Genomic DNA, 25,188 nt, shown 5'->3' with positions numbered 1-25,188 from the left:
AAGAGAGTCTCCAAATACGTCTAAGCAGCAATCATTTGTCTAATAAATGAACACTGTCTAGGGCAATATCACTAGTGAATTGCGCTAATTAAGTTGTAATGGAGTATTAATTTGCAAGTGAGGTGCCAATGGGTCGAGTTCTGACCAAACACCGTTCCACATATTCTCACGAGTTAGAAGAGTCGGGCCAAGAATGGCCTGATTGAGATCCTTTGAAGATATTTTTTCTCTCTTATCTTTAATTAATAGATATAGATCTGGATGAGTTCTATTTAGCCTTTTAAGAATTATTGTAAAATCAGATCGAAATTCATGTCCGTTTTTTAATAAACCTTTTAATAGTACAGTAATATACGAATCTATTTTACAGCTACTTTTTATAAGTGATTTAAGCACACTTCTATGCTGATCTAGTTTTTCAACAATTGAGCCTAAGTTTACACTTGTGTTTCGCTCCAGCGAAATTTTGAAATTATTTTTTAAAGTATATGGACGAAAACGCTCATTCTTATCAAAGCGATTATAATAGGATTGATGACAATTTTCTTTAGAGAATCTCGTAAAAGGCCCATCTTTCGTTACTGTAACTATTTGTGCTCTGGCCTCAATAATCTCCTTAATATGATAGCGGTTAACAAAGGTTTCATAGTATTCGAAATTAATAGAGAGATCCCTGTCATCTGTATTAGAATATGAGTTTGATGCTAGAAAGCACAGTAAATATAGAATAAGAGCTCTTATGATCATATCAATGAGATATATTTACCACATGTGCCAATTGTTACAAGTATGTATGAAAAAGGTATCGGAACAAAGAGGCCTCTATAATTAAGAGGCCATGATTATTTAATAATTTGATTGTGGATTTCCAACAGCAGGATCAAGATCGGCCCAGCGTTTTTGCCAATTTTTTCCATAAAATACGGTTGGTATAAGATCTATTACAAGCGTTTCTGAGGCCTTTAATTCAACTTGATATGAGCTTGCTGTCATTACTACTTTATTGTCCTTGAAGTAAACTGTGAAGTCAGAATGCGCTTCTGATCCATCCTCAAGCTCTGAAACGACAAGGCCAGAAAGATACACATCAGTGCTACAACCTAGTTTTAGATCAGATTGAAGTTCGTCTTTAAACTTATTAAATAGTGGAATTAATTTAGCGAATTTTATTGTTGTTTCTTGTGTCTCGAAAGTTAGATTTTGGCTTAAATAATATGGATTCTTTTGTGGAGCGTATGGGAAGTTTGACTCATAATCCTTATAACAATAACGAAGGATTCCACCTTTACTTGTGGCCATTACTTGAAAACGCGCTTCTTTAATTTTTGCAATTTTATAATCATTTGAATAAGTTGAAAGTTGCTTAAAATTAACTGAATAATCAGCCGCTTGCGTGCCAAAAGCTAGAAAGATAGCAAATGCTGCTACTAGTGTCTTCATGGGGATACTCCTATTTTGTAGTTAATTGGATTTACCATGGTGAAACAAGCAGACAAGGTGTTAATAGAATTTATGTAATTATTGCATATTTTTATTGAGCAGGTCTTTGACCATATCAGTAATAATACGTACTTGCTGGCCAGTGCGAACAGAGTAATCCATACCTGAATATCCCCACCAGTCCCAGCACGAGTTAGGATTTTGAAAGTCTGATAATGACTTTTTGGCCTGAGGGAAAAGAACGACAAGTCCAAGCTCTTCAGAGGCTTCTATAAAACCTGACTTATCAATATAGTCAGTTCCAATATCATCTAGCGACTGCTTACAACCGTGAAAGGCAATATGAAGTTCGCATTGATGATCTTTACAATACTTTGGGATATACATATATGCATCTTCCATAAGAAGTGGCCTATATAGTCCAATGTCAAAAGAAGAGAAGTATTTTCCCTGACTAACTTTAGTAAGTGTACCGCCTAAGACATTGTTTTCTTTTCGTCTATCTGGATAAAGAGTACGTAGTGACTCTAGCGCACCATTATAATTACAATTTCCGATAAAAGGCGTCTGCGACTTTGTGCATTCTCCACCTTGGTCTAAAGTTGGAAGTGTGTGAGCAACCTGAAGATCCTTTACGTATTTAAGTTCTTTAACACCTAGTAATTCATAGAGACTATTTAACTCATTTGTCACTTTTTGATGAACCACTTTATCTAGAACTCCAGAGAATAAGAAAACCTTGTCATCCTTAAGATTAAAGGCAGGATCAATTAGCCCACTAAACTGGAGAGTATTTATATATTGGTATGAAAATAAAGAAGTGCCACTAACAAGTTTACCTTCCATACAGGTGTTCATTGCTGTAATTGCATTTCCTCTAGCACAATAAAAAGGGCCAGCTGCAAAGATAGCTGCGCCATTTACAAATCCACTATTGATTATATGAAATTGATGGGCAAAATAGCCACCTGAAGAGATACCAGAAACAGTAACATTCTTACCTAAATTTAGGTTATTAGAGGCAAGTCCATATTGGAGAAGTGTAAGTATTATTAGTGAGATATATTTCATTAAATGAACTTATAGAATAAATTTAAAGAAATGCAAAAGGAATTAGAAAAATTATAGGAAAACAGCAGTCTCCTCACAAAACTACTGTCTTCCTTTATGCGCGCTGATTACTCAACAACGATAAAATTAAATTCACATACGTGCTTTTTCTTCTTTAAGAATCCACCTTCTTTATAGAAGTCTACATCACCAAATACGTATCCTAGAGTTGTATTAATGATTCTATTTCTCATTTTCATACATTCTGTATAAGACTTGTCATAATCAGTTGTAAGTTTCTGCTTAAGAGTCTTTTTTGCTAATACTTGGTCATAGCTATCTAGGGTTGCTCTTACTCGACAGTCCCAGCTCTTTTTACTTTGAGCAATAATAAATTCAAAAGCAAGGCCATCAACCTTTATGTCTTTAAGTTCATCATATTCCACTTCTGCCATTAGGCACGATTCCTTAGCTTTATCCTCTGTATCAAATGAATCGATAATAACGCTTGATTGTTGCATCTTCCCAAATGCCGTTAGTGAAAATAGTGCACATGTAATTAAAACTAAGTTCTTCATAAATTCTCCCTTTATCCTCAATTGTTAAAAAGTTGTAATTTTATTGAACAATCTTATATCGAGGGAAAATGAAGAGGTCAGTTTAAGAAAGGTTAAAAATAGAGTTGTACTAAATTAAGAAAATCAGATCTTTGCAATAACTCATTTCGATGTCATGCGCTCTCTTGTGAAAGAAAATGTAAAGAGGATCAAACCTAGGCAAAAGATTAAAAAGAACGTTGTTTTTGTGGACCTTAGCTGATCTCTAAAAACTGACACCTTAGCTTCACGGGCCTTAGAGTCCAGGTTATTTAATCTAATATAATAGTCTAGAGTCTCTACCAGATCACCTTTTTCTAAAGTATATTCCTTCCCATTTAATACCAATTTCGCTTTGTTACCACTTAGCTCTTGGAAATTAATGTTAAAAGGTAGTTTATAGCTTTTATATTGAAAGCTCATATCGTGAAAATCGCCGGCCACATCAATGATCTCTTGATCTTGACCTGGTTTAATAAAACGTACATGCTTTGGACTTTGCTTTTCGATATATTTAATAACATCAGTCCTATCAAGGCCAAGGTCTCGTTTATAGTGATAATCCTCTTCTAGCTGCTTGTCAGTATAGTACTTAACAAGGGATACGATCTTATCATCGATAATTAAGCGATCCATTACTTCATTTAATCGACATGAATCGGCAAGAGAGATGAATCCACTTTTAGTGATTAGATAATTGCCCTCTTTGCATAAATCATTCTTTAGATCATTTAATGATCGCCTCCTTAGCATAACGATACATGAAGGATTAATATTACTTAGGTTCAATAAACAATTTAACTTCTCTTGATTATAAAGAAAGATCTCTCGATTATTTGAAACAAAGAAGTTCTCATAATCATAATTATTTGTAGATAGTAGATGTTTCTTAGTTTCTCTAGACTTCTTATCTAGGACTTCAATAATGGCACTTACCTCTCCCTGGGCATCACGTAGATTATAGGTCCTTTGACTAAATGGAAGATAGGTCAGTAGATATGTCGGCCCAAAATCAAGATTTAAGCCTTGTGGGCGAAGGGAGTAATTAATATCGACAAAAACTTTCTCTTTTGTATTTCTATTTAGAATGGAGATTTCAAATTTTTCAAGCTTCGCTTCGTTAGTAGATTCACCAGTTTTAAGTTTTAAGCTTGCTTGAATATTCTTATATGGACCTTCAATATTTGAGATAGAACTGACTGTGAACAATCCAATTAGTCCAATATGTACAAGTAAACTAGGCCAAGAAAATTCTTTTCTTATAAGCTTTCTAATTAAATTTAATAATAAGGATAAACTAACTGCAGTAAGTAAGAACAAATAGAAAGGTCCACTTAGCACAAGAGACTGCGATACTTTAGGGCCATAGAGATATTCAACAGCTTGACCTATTAATAAATAGGAAATAACAACGATAAATAGCGATAAAGGCTTGAAAATACTACGAATAGAACTTGAAACCTTTTTGATGGCCTGACTCATATCAATAGAATATATCGGCATCAAGTCTGCGTCTAGAAAATTAAATTTTTCTTAATAAAAAGCCGATAAATTTCATATGGTTATGAGATTTTTACTAATAAAGATATTTATACTTTTTCAATTTCAACTATATGCAAATGGCAGTTGGGTTAAAGACCTCTCTTTTGACAATATTGATATTTGGAAAAATGGATCAAAACGAATAAGCGTTGAAGTCAAAAATAGTAAAAATAAAATAGAAAACTACAACAAAGAAAAAGTTCAATCATATCTTGCACGTAGAAATAAGATTTTAAAGTATGCAGATTTCTCAAACTTTCAAACATCATCCCTTAAGTTTCAAAAGAATAAAGATGAAATTAGAATTGATAATAATGGAAGCTATCTTAATTCAAGAAGTGTGAAAACATTCTTTAAAGAGATTCACATCTTATCAAAGAATAAGTCCATCATCACGATGATTACATCTCAAAAAAAACTAACCAAAGAAGATATTAACGATTTTAAGAAAAAGCTAAATTATATTGAGGAGACAAATAAATGAGAATCAAACTCACTATTGTATCCACTTTAATTATAGCTTTATTGGCGCAATCAACACTCGCCTTTGTTCCTACAAGTAACTATGAGCTAGATCTAAATGTAATTGAAACTCGCTGTCTTGAATTTGGAGACCTTGATATACTCGACCAAACAAACGAAAGAGCACTTTGTGAGATCGTTACAAGCTCCCCTGCATGTGAAAATATAGAGGCAGAAAGAAAAAGGCAATGTGACCCTAGTTTAATTGTAGACACAAATGCAGGGGTTGAATTTATCTCATGCTTAAAAGGTCTATGGGGATCTGCTGTTGAATTCATGAAGTTTATCGGCTCTGTTATTGAATACGCTATTGACTCTGAAACTAGACAAGAAAAAAATGAAGAACTTGTTAATACAATGGAAAGTGCAAAGCATTTTCTTGCTATGGAATGGTCTCGCTCTTTAAGTGAAACAGATGGCTGGGGACCAATTCATTATATGAATGCCGCTAAACACTTTTCCGGCACAATGGGAAAAGTCATTTATAATATGCTAGAAGAAATGTATTTTTCTATGCAAGAAAATTACGCATGTTTAAACCCTGCTGCAAGAACACAGGCCCTTTGCCAATTTGCAGGCTCTGTTTTAATACCGCCAGCTATCGTTATGGCCAAGGTTGCAAAATTTCTTATTAATCGAGGTAGAACGATTTCTTCAATATCAAAAAGAGCGGATAATGCTCATAATGAAGAGCTAGATAGTACGCTATTATCAAAAAATGAATTAGACGATAATAAATCAGAATTTAATAATTATGATGAAGAAACGGCCAATACGACAATGCCTTTTAAGCATGAGGCAAACCTACTCTCTCGTCTTGAACTAACATATGCTCGACGTGTTGAGCAGAATCCAAAAGATATTAATCGACTCTCAAATAATGCTGTTTCCGTAATTGAAGGTGTGACAAGAAAGCTTGGTATACCAACTCGAAAAGATACGATCACTATTGATGGAAAAAACTCAGACAGACTAGTGGTTACAAAAGATGACCTTTTAAAATCAAGTACTCCTGCTGCTAAGCAATTATTAAAGCTACTTGAAGAATCGAAGCTAAGTAACTTAATCATCGCACCTGAAGCAATGATGAGAATGAAGAAAGTTCTTTATCGAAGTGAAAAAGGCCCTGAAAATATGTTCTTATCTGCAAAAGGCCTACAAAGTGCACTTTTAAAAATCGGTAATGAGAAAAGACAGTCATTACCTACGACTCCATATTTGCAAAGAGCGATGAAAAGTCCTGGAGATAAAGAAATTGAAGATCTTGCTTCTAAATTAAATGAAGAAGGTTTTGCAGTAAGAGTAATTACTTTAAAGAGAAAAGTTAAAGATGAGAAAACAAATGAAGAGCGCGAAATAAGAACAAAGGCCCTTCAATTTAATCAATATGCAGCAGATCGCAATCATCCAGGTGTTTTAAAGCTTCAACGTTTTAGAAATGATGACTTTAGACAAAAAATCCTATTCTACCCTGATACATACGTTGGAGCCGCTGGACAATCAAATAGAGGAACAAGGGCCGTATCATTCAATTTTTCAAACCTAGATGAACTTTTACAAGGTCACCATCAAAACACTGTTCCGCATGAATTCAGACATGCAAAATTTGAGTATAACCGTTCAAAAGGTAGAGAGTCTGTTTATGATCTTCGTGTAAAACATAGCAAAGAAGATGGAAAGTTACATGATGGTAAGGCATATTCAAATTATTTTTCGATGGAAGAAGTTTATAATCATTCACAAGATATCTATCATGTAGCAAGAAGTATAACTCGTAATGCAGACCCCGAATCGGCACTTAAGCAGATATCAGGAAAAACGAATGTGATCTCAAGTATCACAAGAGGATTTCGCGCGCAAAACGATTCTCTAAATATGAATATGGCATTTGATATTGAGAGTGCTCCATTAAAATTTCCTGAAAAAAATAAAGGTTTTACAGTTCAAATTGGTAACGACAGTGCTATTTCCGCAATAAAAGATAATAATGGCTACTACTCAGTTATTGTAAAAGATGCTGATGTCTATCATACCATACCAATGGTATCGCCAGAATCACAACAGGTACTTAATCGATTTATAAATCAGACAATTGCAGCAAAGGCGAAAAATGATTTTAATGGTCTTCGCCAAGAGCTGAAGACGATTTTTGGCCATGTGAAACAAAAAAATGAAAAACGACGAGATTTATTAAATAAGCTTGAACCTAAGGCAAAAGAATTAAGAGAACTCATTGCCTCAGGTGATATAAATGATCTAAAGATTGCACAAATCAAAGAGCTATCACGCCAAATTGCTCAAATATCTAAAGGTCGCGCGCCTTAAGGACGGCCTTATAGAAAGCATCGGGATTAACAATCCCACCACTTTCACAAGGAAGTTTTCCACTCTTTGGTATGTAGGCCGTTTTTAATAACAACACTTTAAGCTCTAGTGGTGAAAGGCTTGGGTTTAATTGATGGGCCTTTAAAAGAATATTTGTCACAAAAGGAGCGGCCATAGAAGTTCCATTTAACGGTATTGTGCCGCCACCAGATTGCGCTGATACAACACCTTGGCCAGGAGCAAATATTTGAACTTTTGTTTTACCATACTTTGAAAAGCTTGCTGGCTTATAGCTGTCCATTTTATCTTTTTCTAATTTAGAAGTATTTAACGCTCCAACCTTGATCATATTTTCATAATCATAACTTGCTGGATAATTATCATTACCTTTTAAATCTAAATCAAGACTTCCTCGTCCATTTCCGGCTGCAACAACGAATAACGTCTCAGGGTTGTCGACAAAGATTTTCTCTAGGAAATGAAATGAATCACGAGGTGCAGACATTGGTGCACCAGGAAAGCCTATAGCAAAACTCATATTTACAAATTTAACATTCTTATCTGTTATATACTCACCGGCCATTTGCAAATGATCGCTAATTGCCACATCACCAGCAAATCCCACTAGTCCGTAATTATCTAGATCCTTTAATGCAAGGGCCGCAACATGTGTACCGTGAGATACAGGATATGGAGTATGAACAAGAGAATGTGTTTCTCTAATATTATTATCATCACGTAAAAGACTTAGGCCTGCATCGTCTTGCCTTTGCCATCCCCATGAGTCGTCAACTCTTCCGTTGCCATCATTATCAACACCATCCCCAACAATATCATATGGTGAATTATATAATTTATGAGTTAATGAAGGGTGCATAATATCAAAGCCTGTATCAATAATAACGACTGGCTCACGAGTCTTATCATTAAATACGTTTAATCTTCTTTCATATTCATACTTTGATAAATTGAACTTCTTTAATTGTTTTGCAACACTAAACTCTCCATCTTCACGGTAACTTCCAACAAGATTGCCATTAGGTGTATATGCCTTAAACTCACTTACTAGATTAGCAAGGGGCGCTTTCATATTATAAACGACTTCATAATACTTTGTTACTTCACCCTGTTTATTTAAAACATCGATACGATACGGCTTATATTCGAGTTCACGATAGTGTCTTATTCCCTGTTGGCGATATGAGGATTGAGTAATGACCCAGTCCTTAACTAAAGTAGGATCTTGTGGATCACCAGTGTACTCAGCTTTTTCTTTTATTTTATTTGTGATTTTATCATCTTCAATTACATAAACTGATTTTACAAAATTTCCATTTTCTAAATAATTATGAGTCGAATGATATGTATATATTCCATCTGTACTCCATGAATCACTTGATGTCTCTCTACCCAATTCATCATAGGTTTTCTGACCTGTACGGGCGCCAGTTTTCATATATATTTCATAAGAAGAAATAAGAGATCCATTATTGCATTGATAAATCGTTTTCCAGCTACCATCAATAACTTCTTTTGGACTTGGGCACTCAACAGCTAATGTATTGATATTAAATAAGACAACAAGGGGAAATAAGCATTTTTTCATATATGCTTTATATCATTATCAGAGATTCATGCTATTTGATTGTAGAGATTACTGTGAAAGATAAATTTTTAGACAGCTATCTCAGCCAACTTGAAAGTCTTTGAAATTTGCAACAGATGGCTGTTCAATCAATGTTACTTTCTCAACCTCTGCAGTCTCAGGGCCTTCTTTTAGGAAAGCTTCTAAATTATTAATATCCTCGAGATCACCACAGGCCAAAACTTCAACACTGCCATCCTTAAGGTTTTTAACATAACCAGTTATATTAGGCGTATGGTGGTTAACATATTCAAGAGTACTTTTTCGAAAGAATACCCCTTGAACCTTACCTTCAATTCTATATCTTCTATTTATCATGAACAAAGTATATCATATCCACTTCGACGAATAATTTAAATATGTTAAAGTTTATCTATGTGTTTTTCTATCCAAGCGGCAAGTGACTTAAAAAGAGTTTCATCGACGATGAATGCGGATTTTGATCGCTTATCCTACAACCAATTTAAGGCCATGCAAGAGCTTGAATCAAAGCTTGGGGCAGATGAAATTAAGAAACAATTAAACTTAAAAAGAAAACCAAGTGGAAGCTACTTTAAGGGCCCAGATGAACTTGGTCGCATCTACCCGAATTATTTTACGAGTGTTATAACGGCACAAGAAAAGAAGCGATTAATCTCTCCTATGCGCTACCGTATAAGGCCAAATGGTTCTTCAGAAGAGATCCCAACTAAATTTAATGTCTTTAACGCCAGAGTCGACTCACTTGAAAAGAGAAAGACATGGTCACCTCTATTTATGAGAAATCATGGCATTGTTTGTTTTGATGCATTCTATGAATGGGTATTAAAAGATAATAAGAAAACACTAATAAAGTTTAAACCTACAAATAATAAATTCATGTGGGCGCCATGCTTGTGGGATGAATGGCAGTCTACAGATGGAAGCGTTAAATTTAAGTCCTTTGCTATAATTACAACAGATCCACCAAATGAAGTTGAAATAATGGGACACGATCGTTGTCCTATATTTCTAAATCATGAATATATAGATGATTGGCTAAATCCAAGAGACTTAAACCCAAGTGATGCATATGAGATCTTGGCCGCTCAAGAAAACGAAAAGTTTAGCTATGAATGGCCAAGTTAAAGATTAATTTACAGAGATAACTTCGTATTCTCGGGTAATATCACCCGTTTCAACATCAAAAATATCGCCAGCTTCAAGATCAAGAACTTCGTTTCCAATCGGAGAAAAAACCGAGATAACAAGAAGTCCATTACCGTCAACATTTAACATGGTTCCACCTGCCGTTGGTGTAATGAAGTAATGACGAGTTTGATTATTAAATTTTAACTCAACGAGAGAGCCTATCTGAACCTTCTTACCTTGAGGAAGCTCTTCTATTAGCTCCTCAATCATTTTAACGTCAATTTCAAGCTCATCGACACGCTTTTTTAAGGCTCCTGCTAAATAACCGGCCTCAATGGCGCGAGTATCATACTTACCTTCTTGGGCCATATCAGCTTCTTGCGAAGCTCCACGTGAGTTTTCATAAACTTCTTGAGCCTTTTCAAACTCATCTTTTAAATGACCTAGTAAGGCCTGTGCTACTGTTTCTTTTTTCATACCCAACATATTATCCAATATTTATCATATTAAAAAGACTGTATTATTTTCAATTATTTATGCCTTGGTAAAGATTGAAAGTATAAGGCAGGTATGAAGTTTATCATTCTCTTATCAATTCTTCTGGTTTCCTCGTTCTCTGATGCCTCAATAAAGAGCAAAGAACGAAATTCTCATGAATATCAGATACTAGCTCACGAGGATTTGGGTTCTGAGATAAAGCAACAAGACTTTTACTTCATAGCAAGCACAGTCACTCAACTATATCAAACAGAAGCTCGTCGCCAAGGGCGAACGATGGTTATTGCAACACTAGATTGGGAGACTCCTTATTTTAGTGCGTGGGCCAAATACGAAGAAAAGAATAACACTTATCAAGTAAATTTCTGGGGTGGCTTTGCAAGACTGCCTGATATGACCAAAAGGGCCTTTGTCTTTACAGCATGTCATGAGGTTGGGCATTTACTAGGAGAATATCCCCGCATTAAAATTAAGGGAATGCAACATATGAGCACAGAAGGCCAATCAGATTTCTTTGCGGCCAATAGTTGTTATAAGAAATTTGTTACCAAGTATCCTAAATACTTCGATGCACCTCTAGAGCTTAATCCATATGCCGCATCTCTTTGTGAAGAAAAGTTTCTAGAAGATAAATTAAATAAAAGACTTTGTTTTGAGACAATGCAAGTTGCTCGTGATTTCACCTTGGCCATCAATTATGTAAATAACGATGTACTTCCACAATTTCATACACCTGATAACCTCGTGGTGAAAGAGACAAAGGATAGTTATCCTAGTATGCAATGTCGTATGGATATTATCGTTAATAGTGCCTTAATGCCTTATGAAAGTGGAAAAATTGGCGAAAATGCCCTTTCCAAGAGGCTTCCTTGCTGGTTTGCAAATACAGACACTTAGACACTTTTACTTAAGAAAATGTTAAGTGAATAAATAACCTACCTATAGAATTTCTTAACTTCTGCTATAATTTTAATATGCACGAGAGAGACGGAGAACTCTATTCAAAATTTGAAGAAATTATTAATTCTTCAACCCATTGCCTTGGTATAATCCTTGGTGTCGTTGGTACTGTCATGATGATCATGAAGGCCCAAACAGGTCTACATACTTTTGCCTATAGCGTATTTGGACTCTCCATCACTTTTCTTTATAGTATGTCGACTCTCTATCATGGCCTTGACAGCAAAAGAAGTCGTAGACTTAAAGAAATATTTCGTCGCATGGATCATATTGGTATCTATTTACTAATTGCTGGCTCGTATACTCCATTTCTAATGCTGGCCATTCGCGGTGAAACCGGAATGTGGATGATGATCAATATTTGGGCCTTGGCCTTTATCGGGATTCTCATTAAATTATTTGCATTTAACAAATCTGAAGTTTTAACAATTGTTCTTTGTCTTGCTATGGGCTGGATGGTTCTTGTTATTCGAAATGAACTTCAATCAAACTTAAGTTTTGACTGCTTAAAATGGATCGTTATTGGTGGAGCGTGTTACATGAGTGGAGTTCTCTTCTACTTGCGTGAAAGCCTTTATCTCGGTCATGCAATATGGCATATTTGTGTTCTTCTAGGGACTACATCGCACTTTTACGCGGTGTATGCATACGTTTAATAAACCTAAATTTCAATAGATTTTGACTATTACATGACATTTATTCTTTATTGGATTCATATAATTCTTATTGTTATACTGATCACGTTAACAAAAAAGGAGAACGTATGAATACAATTAACCAATTAAAACTGATTCAAGCAGATGCCCAAGTATATTTCATGAAGCTACATAATATTCACTGGAATGTTACGGGAATGATGTTTCTTCCAATCCACGAGTTAACAGAGACTCTATACAATGAGTTCGCCGTTATCTTTGATGACCTTGCAGAAAGACAATTACAACTTGGTGAAAAACCAGTTCTAACAATGGCCAATGCATTAGAGATTAGTCGTATTAAAGAAACTAATGAGTCTTCATTTACTAGTAAAGAGTCATTAGAAATTATTTTAAAAGATAATGACTACTTCCTAAATGCATTTAAAGAATTATCAAGAACTGCTGACGAAGCAGGAGATGCTTCAACAGTAGCATATGCTGATGACAAAGTTGCTTGGCTAGAAAAGCAAAACTGGCAACTTAAAGCAATGCTCGAATAGTATTACTACGACATCCTATTTTTTCAATCGAGCCGGAAATCACCTTTCCGGCTTTTTTTTACTCTTTCCACAAAGACCTTAAATATATTCATCATATGATCTTTTACTTCACTTCCCTCTAAGACACTTAATGCGTGTGCAATTGCTTCATAAGTACATAAGAAGTTCTCTCCTGGAGACTTTCTTAATTCATAGATACTCTCACCAACATCTATTAAATGAAATTTTGGCATTTTTGCTAGAACATCTTCCCTTTTATGAAATTTCTTTGCTTTTGACCAAGATCCGTCCGGAACAACCAAACAAGTCTTTCGATGATCGGCCACAAACTCATTTAAAGGTAGTGAGTCTTGTGTCGGAAATAAGTAGACATAATTATTTTCTTCGAAATCAAAGGCGTTTGGATCAAAGGGGTCATACATATTTCCCCTTTCCATAATTTTACATTTATTAAGTACAAGGGTTGCAAAATATGCAGTATTACTCGTTAGCCATCGCTCTGTATAATGCATTGGGATAATGACTTCAGTGTTATTGTGAAAACTACTCAAATGCTCACAAAAGCACCAATGTGTATTGATGCGACAAGTTGGGCAACGTGATTCACGTGTATTTCGGCGTGGTTTTGACATGCTGTTTAACTATCATAGAATTGACACATTTACTCGAAAAATGTCTTAATATTAGTTAATAGTTAAATTATAAAAGGATCAATCTTTAATGAATTATTTTAGCGATGAAAAAGAATGGCAATGGATGTTAAAGAACGCAGTGGACTGGAAGGCCATAATCCCTCTTTATTATAAAGAGTTCCCAACTGCAGATGGATTTAACAATCAAGAAGAAGTGATAAGTTTTATTGAAGAACTTATGACACAAACTGGAAGCTGGGCAGCTGATGCTGTTTACAATCGCGCAGAGGCCATTGACGTCAATGGCGCTGGTGTTGTTAAGGATGGTCGCACTATTCCAGGAAAAGAACTAAGTGAGTTCTATCGAGAAGCAACTGAACTTGGTGCTTTTGGCCTATGTGTTCCGACAGAATTTGGTGGTATGGGACTACCAGCTGTTGCCCTAATGATTCTCTTAGAGCAATTATCACGTGCATGTAATTCACAATGTACGCAACTTGCATTCTTTACTTCTATCGCAGATATGGTTCACCGCTTCTGTGATCATGAAACGGCCGAAAGACTTATACCTAAGATTGTTGCAGGTGAATTATCGGGATCAATGAACTTGACAGAGCCAGGTTGTGGATCTGATCTTGGAATGATTAAAACAAGCGCAACACCAGTTGGTGATGGCACATATAAATTAAATGGTTCAAAAATATTCATCACTAATGGTGGTGGTGGAATTGGTTTTGTTCTAGCACGTATTAAAGGTGCACCAGAAGGACTTGAGGGTATTTCAATGTTTATCTGTGAACAAGATGATCCAACTGTAGAAGGCCTTAATTATACGGTTGCTAAGAACGAACACAAGATGGGAATGCACGGATCTTTCACATGCGAAATCGTATATGAAAACTCTGTTGCACGTCTTATTGGAGAAGAAGGAAAAGGTTTCAGATATATGCTTCACCTTATGAATGAGGCGCGTATTGCTGTAGGAATGCAGGCCTTAGGTGGAATTGAAGGATGTATCGGTTATGCAAAGAACTATGCTCAAGAGCGCGTTCAATTTGATAAACCAATATCTGAATTACCACTTATGAAAAGAAATTTAGAAGATTTTGAAACAGAAAGAGATGCTCTTAGGGCTCTTTTAGTTGATACAATTTCTTCATATGATATCTTCCAAAAACTTGATCTTAAAAAGAATGAAGTTGGAGAACTAACAAAAGAAGAAGAGGCCATCTTTAAGAATGCTTCAATTTGGACAAGAAAGAGAACTCCACTTGTGAAATACTATGCATGTGAAGCTTATACACAGCTTTCTACTAAGGCCATTCAAGTTCTAGGAGGTTATGGCTTCATGGAAGAGTATCCAGTAAGCCGTTATCACAGAGACTCATTTGGGCCTCTACTTTATGAAGGAACAAGTCAAATTCAGGCCCTTATGGCCCTTAAGGATATGATTAAGTATGTTGCAAAAAATCCGCAAAAATACTTTTCAAATCTCTTTATCAAGCACCCTGCATTTGCATGGGTAGCAAGTGATAACCTAGGCCAAAGAGAGCTTTCAGGTAGTCAATATACTTTTAAGAAGAATCTTATTAAGTTAATTATGAAATGCCTTAAACCAGAAAAGCTATCAGACTTAACTAATCCTAAAGCATGGATGAATGAAGATAATGTCGACAAACTCATGCTTCATGCTGAAACAATTTGTCAGGGACTTTCATATCTTGAAACATTAAGAGTGTTAGCAAACCATTCTTCAATGGATAAGGAGCGCTATGACCTATTTAAGCGCTATCATACACTTGTTACACCTAGACTTACTGGAATTTATAAAGATTGGGAAATTAGATAAGAAGAAATATTCTAAGGTCGGTATTCATTTAGTTTTTGGATATCGACCTTTGCATTCTTATTAGCACATTGAGACTGGTATTCGATTCTTTCAACTAAAACATTCTTATCAGCAATAGAATTTTCTTCGATAATATAAGTTTGCTTCTCAACTAATACTTTATTTTGAGAATTATCAATGACAACACTTCTAATGAAAGTATTTGTGTTTGGGAAGGAATATACAATTCCCTGACTTGCATAGTTTTGATAAACAGCATTAACATCACTATTACTTGCAAAGGCGCTACAAAAATCTGCCACCACACCATTTAAATCTGTTTGAACTTGTGATTCTAAAAGAGTACCTGGAACATCAAATTGGTTAGTCTTTACAGAAAGAGTTGCTGTTCCATTATAATTTGCATTTAATTCAGCAACAACATCACGAACACTATCACCACTCATACAAGAGCCAAACTTAACATTGAAGACTACACTTTCAATATCAGTAATCGTTTGGAGATCCATTCTCATGGCCCTAAGACGTGAACAAATTGAGCGAATATTGCTAGTACCAAGTTCATCTAGAGATGATTGCACCTCAACATTATCACCGACATTTCGATTGGCCAAAGACGCAACTCCGCCACCATATTCTCCACATGAGCTTAAGAGTAAAATGAGAGAAATAATGAATGTTGGAAGCTTAAAGCCGATACTTTTCATCAGATATCTTATCGTCGAAAATTAAGAAAACTTAATGGGAATAGACCTTGAATCACTGAAATGTTAAGTTTTACCTATGAAATTCAAAACAAAATTTAGCGAATATCAAGCAGTTACAACAGATGATGGTTATATAACATTACACAGTGGCCATTTTGATGAAAATTGCCACTCAACAGCAGGTGCTCTAGAAGAAACACTCTATAATTACGTTGAAGGCTGTAGTGTGCTAGAGAGGGCCCAAGCTTCTAATATAACGATCTTAGAGATAGGACTTGGAGTAGGCCTTGGAATACTAGCAACTTTTGAAAGCACTAAAGATATAGCTAATAAGATTAAATTTATTACAACGGAAATTGATCCCGAATTGGCCAATTGGGTAATTTCTCAAGCTTCAATTGGTAAGCATATAAGCAATCTAGAAAAGAATAAAGAATTCATAAGCTTTAATCTAAGTGAGTATTTTCAAGTAAAGATCCTACTTGGTGATGCTAGAGAAACTATAAAGAATCTAGACTTAGAAGATATTAAGATAGATTGTATTTTTCAGGATGCTTTCTCGCCTACTAAAAATCCCACTTTGTGGACAAAAGAATGGTTCAGGAATCTGCGTAGTTTATGTAATAAAGATTCTGTTATGACAACATATTCGGCCTCAGTTAAAATACGTAAGGCGATGTTAGAGGCAGGCTTTATCGTCACGAATATGAAAGGCTTTGGAAATAAGAGAAATGCCACAAGGGCCTATACTCTTGAGTCTTATCGAGATGAAAAATTAGAAAAAGAATTAATAAGGTCAAAGACCCCTGCTTTTAGTGATAAGGATATTTAATGAATTTTAAAGACTGTGGAAAAGATATCTGTGAATTATTTAATATCGACTATCCTATTATTCAAGGTGGAATGGTTTGGGTTTCTGGATCAAAATTAGCGGCCGCTGTAAGCAATGCCGGAGGGCTAGGTCTAATTGGAGCAGGCTCAATGAAGCCAGAGCTTTTAAAAGAGCATTTAAAGAAAGCACATGACCTATTAGAAGATGGCAAGCATATCGGTGTAAACGTTCCACTACTCTATCGTTTGGCCGAAGAACAAATCCAAGTATGTCTTGATGCGGGGATAAAAATCTTTTTTACTTCAGCTGGCTCTCCAAAGAAATATACAAAATTTCTAAAAGACCAAGGATGCACTGTCGTTCACGTTACCTCAAGCCCACTACTTGCCAAAAAATGTGAAGACGCTGGCGTTGATGCCATTGTTGCAGAAGGATTTGAGGCCGGAGGTCACAATGGGCGTGATGAAATCACAACCATGTGTCTAATTCCACAAGTATGTGACACAGTTAAAATCCCAGTTATTGCAGCTGGTGGTATTTTTGATAAGAGAACAATAAAGGCCGCCCTCTGTCTTGGAGCAAGTGGCGTACAACTTGGCACACGTTTTCTTATGACCAAAGAAAGTAGTGCCCATCAAAATTACAAAGATAAAATCATTGCAGCAGGCCCAGGAGATACTCGTCTTCAAATGAAACCCCATGTACCAGTAAGGCTTCTAAAAAATAAATTTGCAACCGAATCTCTTAAATTAGAACTTGAATGCGCACCAGTTGAAAAACTCATTGAACACCTTGGTAAAGGACGCGCAAAACTTGGTATGCTTGATGGTGATACAGACGAAGGTGAATTAGAAGTAGGCCAAGCCTCAGGTGCAATAAAGGATCTACCAAGCGTGAGTGAGCTCATGAAAGAATTCGGCCATATATTTACCAACCTTTAAAATCATTGAACTCACCTTCAGAGTAACGTCGATCTAACTCTGAGTAAAATGCTTTAATAATAGGTACATCAAATGCTTTTATACCTTTGTTAATCAGCATACTATAATTAGTAAAATCTAATCTACTTGCACGCGAAGAATCATTACCATACTTCTCTCTGTATAAATGAAATTGAATAGAGAATAAATCGATATCAGTTACATCGCGACAATGTCGTCCGTATTCAATATAATCATATATTCTTGGTCTATCTATAGAGAAAAGTTCATCAAGACGATAAAATACTTTTTCTTTGTATCGCTTCCTCTCTGGAGTATTAAAATAGAGAGACATTAGTTTGCTCGAAAAATAGCTATCTTTATACTGTATATACTGCTCAACACAGCTTTCAACTAAAAAATATTCATAAACGATATCCCTCGCCTCATATTTTGAAACTTTTTCTAATTCAAGTGTACGCTCAAAACTTCTAAGGTATTTCTCAAGTAATGTCTTATTTAATTTAAAATTATATATATTTGCGGATGCATACCTGTAAACATCGTCACGGATTCCATTATTATCACTATCCACGCCTCGTAAGGTTTTACTTTTATCTTCAATCAGAAAAATTGAAGGGGCACTTCTTAGCTTTGTGATTATTGCATAAGCACCAAGCCCTCCGGTTAATGGGTTAAACAAGAAAAGGCCAAATAGTAGAAGGCAAATAACAATAAAACTTAGAAATAAATATTTAATAATATCCTTAATCATATACTATCTCGCCATTAAGTATCTTGTTTCAAAATGATTATTTTTTTGTGACATAAGTAAGATAGAACTGTTCTTATCAGTGATAAGAAGATCTTGAGTCTTATCGTTATTTAAATCACCTGCCAAATAAATTCGTGGCAGACCTGTGCAGTTTAAATGATCGCGATCAAGGGAGGACGTCTTGCACTTTGTAATAACTGAATATGAATATTTTTCTTGCTTATTAGGTATTAGAGTTAAAATAATTGAGTCTTTCTTTCTCATTAACTTAACTTCTATATTCATTTTTTTAAATATAATAGATGAATAATCTCTCTTTATTCTAGTAGAATAATTAACTTCATTATCAGTAATTTGATAAACCTTACTTAGAAGATCTTTCTCTACCATGTTATATAAATATCTACAATGTAACATTTTCAAATCATTTACTAATGAAAAATAAATCAATTTATCATTTCTAGTTACTTGACCTGGATATATTCTTCCCTCTATTTCAACTAAGAAAACATCAATTGGCTTCATTCTTTTATCCAGACAAATTAAATTGAAACCATTCTTAATATCTTTTATATGACTTACTTCTTGCCACTTATGAAAATCATTGGAAACAATATCAAACTCTTTGACTTTTGTACGAGTAAACCATATATCATCCTTGTTGTTTACCTTATTGTTTTCTAAATAGCCTAGCGTCTTTTGATAAGTGTCTATTGTTATCTCTGCATAAGAGTCAGCACGATCAACAATCATCTCAAGTTGACGTTTTAGAGAAGAACGAACTTTATATTCTTTCTTATAAAGCGACATGTATAAATCTTTAAGTTCTTTAATTTCATTATAGGCAACATATGATCTTAACATTCTTTTTTTTTCATTCGCATACATATCCATCTGCTGGTTTAACCGAGAAGACTCATAGGAAAGTTTAAGTGCACTTTGAATTATTGATTCTATATAGTACTTTATATTTTCACCTTCTACTTGGATTTGTTTTAATTTGGGATCAGGTATTTTATTTATATTATAACTAAAATAGACACTATATAATCTATTTTTCCAAGCATAATCCATAATTGAGATACCATCTATAAAGCTACTAGCAAGAAGCTCCCTGAAGGCATTAAAATTTTTAATTTTCTTATTTCTAACAAGTGCTTTTATGACGTCATTTTTAATTTCGCTATTTTCTTCATTTAAAAGAAAAGGAACTAAATCAAACAGATAGTTCTTCAAAAATTTTTCAGTTCCGAACTTTGCAAAGTACAAGAGAGGAATAAATTCATTATTTAAACCATCGAGTTCTTTTTTAGTTACTGAGTAATCATTCTCGTACAAATATTTTATATCATCCTTACCTAACTGAACCGGTAGAGAATAATACGAAGTTAAAGCGCTCATGCTTTCTTGCACTGGAAAACCAACTTCGATTAATCGTTTCACTCTTTTAAAGAGGCCACGTATAGACTTATTAAAAGTAAAATTAATATCGTTTTCATCTAGGCCGTGATCAAATTGAATAAGACCGGCTAACTTCTTAAGATATTTACGCTTTTCATCATCAGATAATTTCATATCAGGAAGAACACCCAATAAGTAATCATCATATAAGCAAGCTTCTAGCACATACTCTTTACCAATCATTTTTAACAACTCGTTGTCACTGTTAAAGAAAAAAGCATAACGAGATGCCAAATAATATAAAGGACGTGAGTTATAATGCTTAAGAATTTTCATTAATGCTAATTTGTTATTATGTTTAATAGCAGTAATGACATATGCGAAAGCCGAAGAGTAATAATTAACGTCATTGAAACTGTAAATAGATCTATCATTAACTAAGTTCATATATTTTCTTAGAAAATATCGATCAGTTCCAATCTTAAATTTCTTACGATAATTATTATAAACCTTCTTGTGTTTAGGTAAATTATCAAACTCTTCCTTATTTTTTAAAAGTTCCGATTCAATTTGATTTAACGACTCTTTATTACGAGAATTTTTAATCATTTCGAAAACTTTTTTATTATTACAAGTTAAGAACTGTCTTGTTTCGAATCCATAGGGAGTCTCACAGTAGATATCTCTTTGATCAGAGAAAACTTTAAAATTGAATAAGATTAACAACAGAAAGATAAATTTACATTTCAGTAAACCGGCTAGAATCATAATTCCCTCGTAATTTGGTTCATATGTTTATCGGATACTAAAGTCACACAATTAAACAAATGGAATTGATTAAATTATGAATAATGTTTTTAAATAGTTAGTTCTTGAAATTGAATACTTTCTTTAGATTTGTGGCGCCGCTCTGATCCTGACTAAAATGAACAGTTACTTTTTATCTCCATAAATCATAATTTTTAGATGATAACCATCTAAAATTGTTATCTTTTTTGGCACATCCTTTGCAACTTACCTATGTGAGGAGGTCGAAGAAGTCCTAATAGGCACACAACACACATACACACAAAAAAACACACAGAGTAAAAAGACATTTTGACGGAGGTAAACGCAATGAATGCAATCGCGATGAATGGATTATCATTTAACTTCTATCGTGAACTGGCCATGACACTAGTATGGTACATAGGCTCTCTCTCGTTGATGTTATCGCTATTTGTTTTCGTTATCAGGCCAAAAATCGCAATACCTGAGATGGAAAAAGCTGATTTTCGTACGCAAATTGAAATTGCGAAGTTTATTCACACTAGAAAGTCCCAAGTTGCGTTTGGGAATGAAAAAAATTGGAAGTACCTACGCAAACAGGTATTTCGCATCCAAGGAAAGAAATGCTTAAAGTGCGGTATTGAACACGAAAATATGCATATCGACCACATTAAACCAAAGTCGATTCATCCTCACTTAGAGTTTATGATCGACAACTTACAAGTGCTTTGCCCAACTTGTAATAAAGAAAAGTCTAACAAAGAAGAGACTGACTACAGAAAAAGTCATCACTTAATGGCACTAGTAAACACAATTAAAGAGAATAAGCTTTTAAGAGAACGCTATACGTATGACTTTGAAAAACTAACTAGAATCACAAAAGAAAAAATGAAGTTTGAACTTGCCGCATAACCTAAATCAAAGGAGGGCCATTCAAGGTCCTCCTACTTAATCTAACAGGAGGAAGATAAATTAATGAGAAGAACAATCCCTATGAGAATTTTAAACAAAAGACAATTGATCATTCCCGTCGAACTCTACTCGATAAAGAGCATTAAAAAATTAAATGGAATTTCACTCTATGATATTTTATTTAATTTGTTTGAAAATCTCAGATAAAAAAGGGAGCAAAGCTCCCTATCACTATTTTAATCAAGATAATAAACATCACTTATATTAAGAATTAAAGCATCGTCATTGTCAGTGTTAATAATTGTCTCTTGCGTCCCAAGCTTTGGCGCTCTATCGTAGTAATAGAACTCAAGCATGCCTGCACCAAGAACCTTATATTCTTTTCCCATTTTTTTGAGCAAAGTTGAAACTAAACCATTAGCTCCACTTAAGTAATACTTAGAGTAAGCAACATTTTTTTGGTAACTATAACCAATCACGCCATTTACACCTTTAATAAGAAAGACTTCAGAACTCTTTGTGTTTTCACATTTAAAAACATTAACTGCAGACTCCCATTGAAGAACCTGTCTTACTTCACAATTTATATCGGCGATATACTCTCCTGTCATCATGCTTTGAAGAGTGAAATTAAGTTGAAATCGAGCAACTGATTCTGCAAAAGTAAAAGATGTAAGCATCATCAAAAATAGTGCAAAGATTATTTTTTTCATATCGTATCCCCTTATATTTGTTTTAAATCAAAATATGTGAGGATAAACAAATTGGATAGAACCCTTGGGTATGACAGATAAGAAACTATCTGTGATTTTGGAATATTATTTACAAAATCAGACACTTCTATGAAATATCAGTCATTTATATCGTCATCACCAGGGTTTATAAGGTTAAAATTTAGAATAAGAGGAATAAGGTCTTCATCCTTATCTTCCATGACAATCTTTTTAAAGTCTTCAAAAAAGCGTAAGTAAAGGCCAATAATATCTTTTCGAGCACTTTGACTTGCTATGAAAACCATGGAGCCATAGGCGTCTAATTCAGTTTTATCACTCATATTTGAAATGGCCTTCTCTAGCCAAAATTTACGAGTATTAAGCATCTGATCCCTAGAACCGCGATCACTTACACGAATGCTTCCTGATTGATAGAGGCCATTTTTCATCTCAATTAATTCATTGGCCTCACAAAGACTAAGTATCTCGTTTACTTCTTTAAGAGGAATGCCTGATGCTTTTGAAATAAAACTATCTTGATGAAAAGAAAGCTTCTTATAAGCATTAAGATCAAGACATATAAGAACTAAGCCTATATTTGGATTACTAAAATAATGTTTTGTAATCTCAATACGCTTATTATTGCTTTCATCTAAAAGAGGTATTGAATTATTAGCGGCCAAGTCATAGACCAAGGCCATTGACTCCATGTCATCAAAACCAAAAATTATTTGTAGAAAATTATTTAAGCTAAGGTTTGTTTCTCCATTTTTTAATCGACGAAGCTTTGATGTTGCTAACCCACAAGACTTAGACACGTCATTTAAACTCTTATTACTAAAGAGAAAAGAAAGTAATTCTTTAACCTCATGAACTTCACCCTGAAAGCGTAAATATGAAACGAAGATAAACTTCATATCAATTCTAAAAACGTCACAGAATTTTAAAAAGTCCTCCCATGAAGCCTTTGCATGTCCCTTCTCCCATCGATGAACGATATTTGAAGTAGATCCAAGCCTTTGATTAACCCATTCCTGACTTTTATCTGCACGAATAGAGCGGATTAATTGCTGGGCAAGCAAATCATAATCAAGTTCTTTAGCTAAACCCATTAGACTTCAACCTTGTATGTGGGGTAGATATCCTCGTAAGAGTGAACTCCATGATTACTGTCACGCTTAAAGATATCTTTTCGTTTTAGACCTGTAACACAATCATAGCCAGCTGCTGCAACAATTTCTCTTACGGCCTCTAGTGTTGCATGATGAAAGTTAGCGACACGCTTGGCCTTTTGTTCAACATTAATTCCTTTTACTAGATCTGGATTTTGAGTAGTAATACCAACAGGACATTTATTTGAATTACAAGTTAATGCCTGTATACAACCAATTGCAAGCATCATTGAACGTGCCCCATAACAGGCATCGGCACCTAAAGCGATGGCCTTGACAATATCAAAGCCAGTAAATAATTTACCCGCTGCTATTATTTTAATTTCGTCTTTTAGGCCATACTCCTTTAAGATATTATAAGAATTAGTTAGTCCTTCCACTAGAGGTGTTCCAATAGAATCTGAAAACTCAAGTGGTGCTGCACCAGTTCCACCTTCAGCGCCATCAATTGCAATATAGTCCGGATAATTATCAAGTTCTTTAAATGTCTTTACCATATCAACGAACTCACTTCGTTTTCCAAAACACATTTTTATTCCAACGGGCTTTCCTCCACTCAACTTTCTTAAGCGCTCAATGAACTCAACCATCTCTTTTGCGTTGCTAAACTCTTTATGGGAAGGTGGAGAGTCAACTTCTGTTCCAACTTTTACACCACGAATCTTTGCAATTTCAGCAGTATTCTTCTTTGCTGGCAAAATCCCACCATGGCCTGGCTTGGCACCTTGAGAGAGTTTTAATTCAATCATTTTAACTTGTTCCAAGGTTGCCTTATTTTTATAATTTTCTTCACTAAAATGGCCGTCTTCGTTTCTGGCACCAAAATAACCAGTCCCAATTTGCCATATTAAATCACCGCCACCACTTTGATGGTAATCACTAATTCCACCTTCACCAGTATTATGGGCAAAGTTATTAAGCTTAGCACCACGATTTAATGCTTCAACAGCACGTGAACTCAAAGACCCAAAGCTCATGGCCGAAATATTAAAAATTGATAAACTATAAGGCTTAGTACAGTGCTTACTTCCTACTTCAACACGTAGGTCTTTTTGAACTTCACTAAATTCTTTAGGATACATTGAATGATTTATCCACTCATAACCAGTTTGATAAACATTCTTCTGAGTTCCAAATGGTTTAGTACTTAGAGCAAGCTTGGCCCTTTGATAAATAACATTACGAATTGTTCTTGGAATCGGCGTTCCATCTTCATCTGATTCAATAAAGTATTGATAGATCTTAGGTCTTAGATCTTCCATTACATAACGAAACCTTCCAACAACAGGATAGTTACTTTTTAGTGTATGTTCACTTTGAAATAGATCATAAAAACCTAAAAGGTATATTGGAACTAATACTAAGTATTGATAATAGAAGAAGTCATTAAAGAACTCTCCCGCAAAAACAGTTGCTATATTTGTAACAAAAAAGAACCACCAAAATAATTTTCTAGGGCTAATACCGCGACCTAAGTAAGCCATTTTTGACCTCTACATTTACTATAAGAAATAGTTTTTATTTTATATTTACATATTATAGCTAACTTATCGTCAACATTTACATTAGTTTTACAATGAATCTGTTTGCCTCTTGTTAAAATAAATTAAGAAGAAGTACC

General features: G+C 34.6%; 25 protein-coding genes. 10 read left to right on the top strand and 15 right to left on the bottom strand.

Going from position 1 to position 25,188, the window contains the following annotated elements; all coding sequences use genetic code 11:
* Window positions 1-84 precede the first annotated feature (84 nt).
* The 5 genes from BALOs_RS07670 to BALOs_RS07650 form a co-directional block, all read right to left on the bottom strand.
* Window positions 85-747 carry a hypothetical protein gene (locus BALOs_RS07670; protein WP_120404795.1) on the bottom strand — a complete coding sequence of 221 codons (663 nt, stop codon included), beginning with the start codon at window positions 745-747 and terminating at the stop codon, window positions 85-87.
* A gap of 99 nt (window positions 748-846) precedes the next feature.
* Window positions 847-1,440, bottom strand: a complete 594-nt coding sequence (locus tag BALOs_RS07665; protein WP_120404794.1) for a hypothetical protein — start codon at window positions 1,438-1,440, stop codon at window positions 847-849.
* A 78-nt stretch (window positions 1,441-1,518) separates the two neighbouring features.
* Window positions 1,519-2,511 (bottom strand): hypothetical protein, encoded by a 993-nt coding sequence (locus BALOs_RS07660; RefSeq protein ID WP_120404793.1) that lies wholly within the window; start codon window positions 2,509-2,511, stop codon window positions 1,519-1,521.
* A gap of 107 nt (window positions 2,512-2,618) precedes the next feature.
* Entirely contained in the window at window positions 2,619-3,068 is a 450-nt protein-coding gene (locus tag BALOs_RS07655; protein ID WP_115362581.1) for a hypothetical protein, read from the bottom strand.
* Between the two features lie 141 nt (window positions 3,069-3,209).
* Window positions 3,210-4,568, bottom strand: a complete 1,359-nt coding sequence (locus BALOs_RS07650) for a hypothetical protein (protein ID WP_162929605.1) — start codon at window positions 4,566-4,568, stop codon at window positions 3,210-3,212.
* Between the two features lie 82 nt (window positions 4,569-4,650).
* Here BALOs_RS07650 and BALOs_RS07645 point away from each other — a divergent pair, with 82 nt between their 5' ends.
* Both BALOs_RS07645 and BALOs_RS07640 read left to right on the top strand, forming a co-directional pair.
* A complete protein-coding gene (locus tag BALOs_RS07645) occupies window positions 4,651-5,112 on the top strand; it encodes a hypothetical protein (protein ID WP_162929604.1) in 462 nt (153 codons plus the stop codon).
* Window positions 5,109-7,475: a hypothetical protein gene (locus tag BALOs_RS07640; RefSeq protein WP_120404790.1), complete on the top strand. Its 2,367-nt coding sequence runs from the start codon at window positions 5,109-5,111 to the stop codon at window positions 7,473-7,475. The genes BALOs_RS07645 and BALOs_RS07640 overlap by 4 nt, the downstream gene beginning before the upstream one ends.
* Here BALOs_RS07640 and BALOs_RS07635 read toward each other — a convergent pair.
* Complete coding sequence (locus BALOs_RS07635; RefSeq protein WP_120404789.1) at window positions 7,456-9,081, bottom strand: S8 family serine peptidase; 1,626 nt, start codon at window positions 9,079-9,081, stop codon at window positions 7,456-7,458. The genes BALOs_RS07640 and BALOs_RS07635 overlap by 20 nt on opposite strands.
* Window positions 9,082-9,162: 81 nt before the next feature.
* Entirely contained in the window at window positions 9,163-9,438 is a 276-nt protein-coding gene (locus BALOs_RS07630; protein ID WP_120404788.1) for an acylphosphatase, read from the bottom strand.
* A 57-nt stretch (window positions 9,439-9,495) separates the two neighbouring features.
* Here BALOs_RS07630 and BALOs_RS07625 point away from each other — a divergent pair, with 57 nt between their 5' ends.
* Window positions 9,496-10,227, top strand: a complete 732-nt coding sequence (locus tag BALOs_RS07625; protein ID WP_120404787.1) for an SOS response-associated peptidase family protein — start codon at window positions 9,496-9,498, stop codon at window positions 10,225-10,227.
* Between the two features lie 3 nt (window positions 10,228-10,230).
* On the opposite strand, the gene BALOs_RS07620 is transcribed toward BALOs_RS07625, so the two are convergent.
* On the bottom strand, window positions 10,231-10,707 hold the full coding sequence (locus BALOs_RS07620; protein ID WP_158536887.1) for a GreA/GreB family elongation factor: 477 nt from the start codon (window positions 10,705-10,707) through the stop codon (window positions 10,231-10,233).
* 93 nt (window positions 10,708-10,800) lie between these two features.
* Here BALOs_RS07620 and BALOs_RS07615 point away from each other — a divergent pair, with 93 nt between their 5' ends.
* The 3 genes from BALOs_RS07615 (at window position 10,801) to BALOs_RS07605 (ending at window position 12,886) form a co-directional block, all read left to right on the top strand.
* Window positions 10,801-11,625, top strand: coding sequence for a hypothetical protein (locus BALOs_RS07615; RefSeq protein WP_120404785.1), 825 nt, complete (start codon window positions 10,801-10,803; stop codon window positions 11,623-11,625).
* A 77-nt stretch (window positions 11,626-11,702) separates the two neighbouring features.
* Complete coding sequence (locus BALOs_RS07610) at window positions 11,703-12,344, top strand: hemolysin III family protein (protein WP_115362563.1); 642 nt, start codon at window positions 11,703-11,705, stop codon at window positions 12,342-12,344.
* A 107-nt stretch (window positions 12,345-12,451) separates the two neighbouring features.
* Window positions 12,452-12,886, top strand: coding sequence for a DNA starvation/stationary phase protection protein (locus BALOs_RS07605; RefSeq protein ID WP_115362561.1), 435 nt, complete (start codon window positions 12,452-12,454; stop codon window positions 12,884-12,886).
* Between the two features lie 23 nt (window positions 12,887-12,909).
* Here BALOs_RS07605 and BALOs_RS07600 read toward each other — a convergent pair whose 3' ends face one another.
* Window positions 12,910-13,518, bottom strand: coding sequence for a tRNA-uridine aminocarboxypropyltransferase (locus tag BALOs_RS07600; protein ID WP_120404784.1), 609 nt, complete (start codon window positions 13,516-13,518; stop codon window positions 12,910-12,912).
* 88 nt (window positions 13,519-13,606) lie between these two features.
* Here BALOs_RS07600 and BALOs_RS07595 point away from each other — a divergent pair, with 88 nt between their 5' ends.
* Window positions 13,607-15,367, top strand: a complete 1,761-nt coding sequence (locus BALOs_RS07595; protein WP_115362558.1) for an acyl-CoA dehydrogenase family protein — start codon at window positions 13,607-13,609, stop codon at window positions 15,365-15,367.
* A gap of 11 nt (window positions 15,368-15,378) precedes the next feature.
* Here the strand turns inward: BALOs_RS07595 and BALOs_RS07590 are convergent, their stop codons facing one another.
* Window positions 15,379-16,074: a hypothetical protein gene (locus tag BALOs_RS07590; protein WP_120404783.1), complete on the bottom strand. Its 696-nt coding sequence runs from the start codon at window positions 16,072-16,074 to the stop codon at window positions 15,379-15,381.
* A 76-nt stretch (window positions 16,075-16,150) separates the two neighbouring features.
* Between BALOs_RS07590 and mnmD the strand changes: the two genes are divergently transcribed.
* The gene (mnmD, locus tag BALOs_RS07585) at window positions 16,151-16,906 is read left to right on the top strand and encodes a tRNA (5-methylaminomethyl-2-thiouridine)(34)-methyltransferase MnmD (RefSeq protein ID WP_120404782.1); all 756 of its coding nucleotides are present in this window, start codon (window positions 16,151-16,153) and stop codon (window positions 16,904-16,906) included.
* Window positions 16,906-17,847: a nitronate monooxygenase family protein gene (locus BALOs_RS07580; RefSeq protein WP_120404781.1), complete on the top strand. Its 942-nt coding sequence runs from the start codon at window positions 16,906-16,908 to the stop codon at window positions 17,845-17,847. The genes mnmD and BALOs_RS07580 overlap by 1 nt, the downstream gene beginning before the upstream one ends.
* Here the strand turns inward: BALOs_RS07580 and BALOs_RS07575 are convergent.
* A complete protein-coding gene (locus BALOs_RS07575) occupies window positions 17,834-18,601 on the bottom strand; it encodes a hypothetical protein (protein WP_120404780.1) in 768 nt (255 codons plus the stop codon). The two genes, BALOs_RS07580 and BALOs_RS07575, sit on opposite strands and share 14 nt — an antisense overlap.
* Before the next feature lie 3 nt (window positions 18,602-18,604).
* Window positions 18,605-20,611 (bottom strand): hypothetical protein, encoded by a 2,007-nt coding sequence (locus BALOs_RS07570; protein WP_162929603.1) that lies wholly within the window; start codon window positions 20,609-20,611, stop codon window positions 18,605-18,607.
* A 507-nt stretch (window positions 20,612-21,118) separates the two neighbouring features.
* Here BALOs_RS07570 and BALOs_RS07565 point away from each other — a divergent pair.
* A complete protein-coding gene (locus BALOs_RS07565) occupies window positions 21,119-21,682 on the top strand; it encodes an HNH endonuclease (protein WP_115362550.1) in 564 nt (187 codons plus the stop codon).
* Window positions 21,683-21,918: 236 nt separating this feature from the next.
* Here the strand turns inward: BALOs_RS07565 and BALOs_RS07560 are convergent, their stop codons facing one another.
* From BALOs_RS07560 to BALOs_RS07550, 3 genes are all read right to left on the bottom strand, one after another.
* A complete protein-coding gene (locus tag BALOs_RS07560) occupies window positions 21,919-22,395 on the bottom strand; it encodes a hypothetical protein (protein ID WP_120404778.1) in 477 nt (158 codons plus the stop codon).
* 137 nt (window positions 22,396-22,532) lie between these two features.
* Entirely contained in the window at window positions 22,533-23,507 is a 975-nt protein-coding gene (locus BALOs_RS07555) for a helix-turn-helix domain-containing protein (protein WP_120404777.1), read from the bottom strand.
* Window positions 23,507-25,051, bottom strand: coding sequence for an FMN-binding glutamate synthase family protein (locus tag BALOs_RS07550; protein ID WP_120404776.1), 1,545 nt, complete (start codon window positions 25,049-25,051; stop codon window positions 23,507-23,509). The genes BALOs_RS07555 and BALOs_RS07550 overlap by 1 nt, the downstream gene beginning before the upstream one ends.
* Window positions 25,052-25,188: the final 137 nt, after the last annotated feature.

The sequence above is a fragment of the Halobacteriovorax sp. BALOs_7 genome, assembly GCF_003612895.1.
GTDB lineage: Bacteria > Bdellovibrionota > Bacteriovoracia > Bacteriovoracales > Bacteriovoracaceae > Halobacteriovorax_A > Halobacteriovorax_A vibrionivorans.
Note: the sequence above shows the minus strand (reverse complement) of the source record. Positions and strands in the feature narration are given on the sequence as shown.